Consider the following 4,518-nt stretch of genomic DNA (forward strand, 5'->3'; position numbering starts at 1 on the left):
TCCGGGCATGGACGCCGACCTCGGCGAACCGGTCGGCGTCCATGCCCGGATGGACGGTGCGGATGCGGGCCCGGTCGGCGCCGCACCGCTCCTGCCAGCGCCGGACGTGACTGCTGCCTGGGGTGAGGATCTCGGCGCGCCGGTAGACCTCGGTGGCGAGCCGCCCGTGGAAGGCGGCGAGCAGTGCGCGCACGGCGGGGGCGGCGCTGTCGGGCCCGAGCGCGAGGTAGTGCGCGCGGAGCTGGACGCCGTACTCGGTGACCAGCAGGGGCACGCCGGAGAAGTGCCGGGCGAGCAGGCCGGGCAGGGCGGCGGAGCCGCCGGAGGTGGCGTGACAGAGGTCGACGGCGGCGAGGGCGTCCTCGCCGTACCAGTCGAGGGAGAGGGGGCACAGGGCGCGGGCGAGGTGGTCGGTGACGGCCAGCAGGTCGGGGACGCGCGCCTCGTGCGCCGCGCGCGGCGCGCCGGGGGCGCGGCAGGCGCGTTCCAGGGCGGTCACGGCGTGGTCGGAACGGAGGGCTCCGGTCAGGGGGCCGGTGTCTCGGGCGAGTTCGGCGAGGCTGTACAGCGCGTTGCCGAAACGGTCCGCCACTTCGGCGGCGAAGCGCTCCTGGGGGGCGCAGACCGCCGCGAGCAGCTCGCCGTAGTGCTCAGTGAATCGCCTGCGGGCGCGGCGGCCCAGCGGGGCGGCGTCGTCCCCGGCCGCCCACGGCCGTGCGGTGCGCACCCGCCTGACCTGCGGCGGGATCGGCATCCAGCCGTCGTCCTCCTGCCGTCGGCCGCTCTTCAGCGCATAGACGTCGAACTCGTGCTGCCCGAGCCCGCGTACGAGCCGGTCGCACCAGAGCCCGGTGTCACCGCCGACATACGGATAGCCACCCTCGGTAAGCAGTCCGATGCGCACGCGTGCACCCCCGATCTCCCGTGTGTGGGAGCCGCCGTCGTCCCGGCGGCTCGCAGCGGGACGAACGTACGCGGAGAGGGCGGTGGCGCGACGGACGGTTGTCCATCGCGCCACCAAAAGGGGTGAACGGTCGTAACTTTCGCGGGCGAACCGCGTTCCGATACGCTAAGAGATCGCGTGGTGACGTTCCGCACGCGAAACGTTACGCCGGAGCGGGCTCCCGCCGGGCCGCCCGGCGCCGTGCGGCGACCTCCGGGTCCAGCGCCGGTACGGCGGCCAGGAGTTGGCGGGTGTACGGGTCGCGCGGGTTCTCGTACACCTCGTCGACGGGGCCGGTCTCGACGACCTGTCCGCGGCGCATGACGGCGACCCGGTCGCTGACCTGGCGGACCACGGCGAGGTCGTGCGCGACGAAGACGAGCGCGAGCCCGAGTTCCCGGCGCAACTCGTCCAGCAGGGCGACCACTTGGGCCTGGGTCGTGACGTCGAGCGCGGAGACCGGTTCGTCGCAGACGATGACGCGCGGGTCGGCGGCGAGGGCCCGCGCGATGCCGATGCGCTGGCGCTGGCCGCCGCTGAACTCGTGCGGGTAGCGGTCGTGGTGGGCCGCCTCGAGACCCACCCGCTCCAGCAGTCCGGTCACCCGCTCCCGTACGGCCTTGTCGTCCGTCCCGCCCTTGGCGCGCAGTGGGTCGGCGATCGACTCGCCCACCGTGCGGCGGGGGTTGAGGGAGGACGCCGGGTCCTGGAACACCATCTGCACGGACGGGTCGACCCCGCTGTGCGGGCGTCCGTCGTACCGGATGGTGCCCGAGGTGGGCTCCAGCAGCCCGACCAGCATGCGGCCCAGGGTGGTCTTGCCGCTCCCGCTCTCCCCCACGATTCCCAGGGTCTCGCCCCGGCGCAGGGTCAGTGAGACGTCGTCCACGGCGGTGAACGCCCCTCGCCCGCGTCCGAACTCCCGTCGCAGGCCGACCGCTTCGAGCACCGTCTCCCCCGCCTCCTCGGCCGGCGCGGTACGGGGTGCGTCCACGCGCGGTACGGCGGCGAGGAGTTCTCGGGTGTAGGGCTGCCCCGGTGCGGTCAGCACCTGGCGCAGCGGCCCGTGTTCGACCGCGCGGCCGTGCCGCATCACGAGCACGTCGTCGGCACTCTCGGCGGCGACGCCCACGTCATGGGTGACGAGCAGCAGGCCGAGCCCGTTCTCCTGGCGCAGGGTGTGCAGCAGGTCGAGGATCTGGGCCTGCACGGTGACGTCCAGCGCGGTGGTCGGCTCGTCCGCGATGAGCAGCTCGGGTTCGCACGCCAGCGCCATGGCGATCAGCGCGCGCTGGCGCATGCCCCCGCTGAACTCGTGCGGCCGGGACCGAGCCCGCCGGGCCGCGTCCGGGATGCCGACCCGGTCCAGCACCTCGACGGCACGCACGCGTGCGGCCCGCCGGGAGGCGCGGGTGTGGACGCGGTACACCTCGGCGATCTGGTCGCCCACCGCGTAGTAGGGGTCGAGGGAGGACAGCGGGTCCTGGAAGACCATGGCGGCCTTGGCCCCGCGCAGCCCTCGCAGCTCGGCGTCGGAGGCGGCGGTCACGTCGGTGCCGGCCACCAGCACCGAGCCGCCGACCCGTGCCCCGGTGTCCCGGTGCAGGCCCAGCAGGGCGCCGGCGACGGTGGACTTGCCGGAGCCGGACTCGCCCACCAGGGCCAGCGCGGCCCCCTTCTCCAGCGTGAAGGAGAGTCCGTCCACGGCGCGCAGGGCGCCGAACTCGACGGTGAGATCGGTGACTTCGACCAGGCTCATGCGAGGACCACCCGGCGGTCGGCCAGCGCGTACAGGACGTCCGCGACGGCGTTGGCGATGACGACGAAGAAGGCGACGACCAGGACCATGCCGACGACCACGGGCAGGTCCACGACCTTGACCGCGTGCACCAGCTCCTGGCCGATGCCGGGCAGCCCGAACAGCGTCTCGGTGAGGACCGCGCCGCCGATGGCGGAGCCGACGTTGTTGGCGTTGAGGGCGATCACGGGGGCGAGCGCACCGCGCAGGGCGTGCCGTCCGACGATGGCCCGCTCGCCCACGCCGTAGGCGCGGAAGGTGCGGATGTGGTCCTCGGCGAGGGTCTCCAGCATGGCCGAGCGGGTGAGCCGGGCGAACGCGGCCGCCTCGATCAGGGCCAGCGACAGCCAGGGCAGCAGCAGGTTCCACGCCCACTGCTCGGGGTCGTCGCCGAAGCGCACGTACTGCGGGAACGGCAGCAGTTGGAGTTCGCCGCAGACCACGATCATGAGCACCAGACCGAGCACGAACACGGGCGTGGCCCAGCCGGCCAGGGTCAGCACGGTGAGCACCCGCTCGGAGAGCCGGCCGCGTCGCCAGGCGGAGAGGACGCCGGTGCCGACGCCGATGACCAGCCAGAGCACCATCGCGCCGGCCACCAGCGAGAGGCTGACCGGCAGCTTGGCCAGCAGCAGCGTGAGCACCTGCTGGTCGCTCTGGTAGGAGAGCCCGAGGCAGGGTGCCGCGCAGTGCTCGACCGAGGTGCCGGTGGAGTAGTCCTGGCCGACGACCAGCCCTTGGAGGAAGTGGAGGTAGCGCAGGTAGAGCGGGTCGTCGAGCCGCAGCTGGGCGGCGACCTGGTGCACCTGCTCCGGAGAGCAGCGCGGGCCGCAGGTGATCTGGGCGACGTTGCCGGGGGTGGCGTAGAAGACCACGTAGACGAGGACCGAGACGGCGAGCAGGGTGATGAGCGTGCCCGTCGCGCGGCGCAGCAGGAATCCGCCGAAGCCGTTCACGCGGCGCCCTCCTTCCGGGCGCGGCCGGTGCCGACGCGCAGCCGGGAGGCGGCGCGGGGGTCGAGCGCGGTGCGCACGCCGTCACCGAGGACGGTGAGGGCGAGCACGGTGGTGAACAGGGCACCGGCCGGGAACAGCAGATACTGCGGCGCGGCCTGGTACCAGACGTCGGCGGCGGTGATCATCTGTCCCCATGACGGTGTCGGCGGCTTCACCCCGACGCCGAGGAAGGACAGTGCGGCCTCGGCGGAGATGTTGGTGGGCACCAGCAGCGCGGCGTAGGTGATGACGGGCGCGGCGAGGCCGGGCAGCAGCTCGCGGCGGGCCACGCGCACGGCGCCCCATCCGCTGAGCCGGGCGGCGGCCACGTGATCGAGCCCCTTGAGGGTGAGGGTCTGGGCGCGCACGATCTTGGCGACGTTGCCCCAGGCGATCAGCCCGATGACGAGCGCGACCAGCACCGGGCGGGGGAAGCTCGCGGGCACGATGGCCAGCAGCGCCAGTGCCATGATCATGAGCGGCAGGGCCACGATGATGTCGGTGATCCGGCTGAGGACCTGGTCCAGCCACCGGCTGCCCATGGCGGCGGCCACGCCGATGGTGACGCCGATGAGCACCTGGATGAGGGTGGCCGCGAAGGCGACGCCCAGCGAGACGCGGGCGCCCTCCACCAGCCGGGCGAACAGGTCGCGGCCGGTCTGCGGTTCGACGCCCAGCCAGTGCTCGGCACTGATCCCGCCGAGCGACCCGACGGGCACGCCGCCGCGCGCGGAGTCGACGAGGCCGGGGTGGTACGTGGTGGGGTCCTGGCCCTCGAGGGC

The 4,518-nt window shown here is 73.6% G+C and carries 4 protein-coding genes; all 4 read right to left on the reverse strand.

Going from position 1 to position 4,518, the window contains the following annotated elements:
• Positions 1–904 (reverse strand): DUF3492 domain-containing protein (locus CCN33_RS27545; protein WP_140394705.1); only part of this gene is annotated, 904 nt, incomplete at its 3' end.
• A 202-nt stretch (positions 905–1,106) separates the two neighbouring features.
• Positions 1,107–2,702 carry a dipeptide ABC transporter ATP-binding protein gene (locus tag CCN33_RS27550; protein ID WP_086696131.1) on the reverse strand — a complete coding sequence of 532 codons (1,596 nt, stop codon included), beginning with the start codon at positions 2,700–2,702 and terminating at the stop codon, positions 1,107–1,109.
• Positions 2,699–3,697, reverse strand: a complete 999-nt coding sequence (locus CCN33_RS27555; RefSeq protein WP_086696132.1) for an ABC transporter permease — start codon at positions 3,695–3,697, stop codon at positions 2,699–2,701. Before CCN33_RS27555 ends, CCN33_RS27550 begins: the two co-directional genes overlap by 4 nt.
• The coding region (locus CCN33_RS27560; RefSeq protein ID WP_086696133.1) for an ABC transporter permease at positions 3,694–4,518 on the reverse strand (825 nt) is incomplete at its 5' end. The genes CCN33_RS27560 and CCN33_RS27555, both read right to left, overlap by 4 nt.

The sequence above is a fragment of the Streptomyces recifensis genome, assembly GCF_002154615.1.
Lineage (GTDB): Bacteria > Actinomycetota > Actinomycetes > Streptomycetales > Streptomycetaceae > Streptomyces > Streptomyces griseoluteus.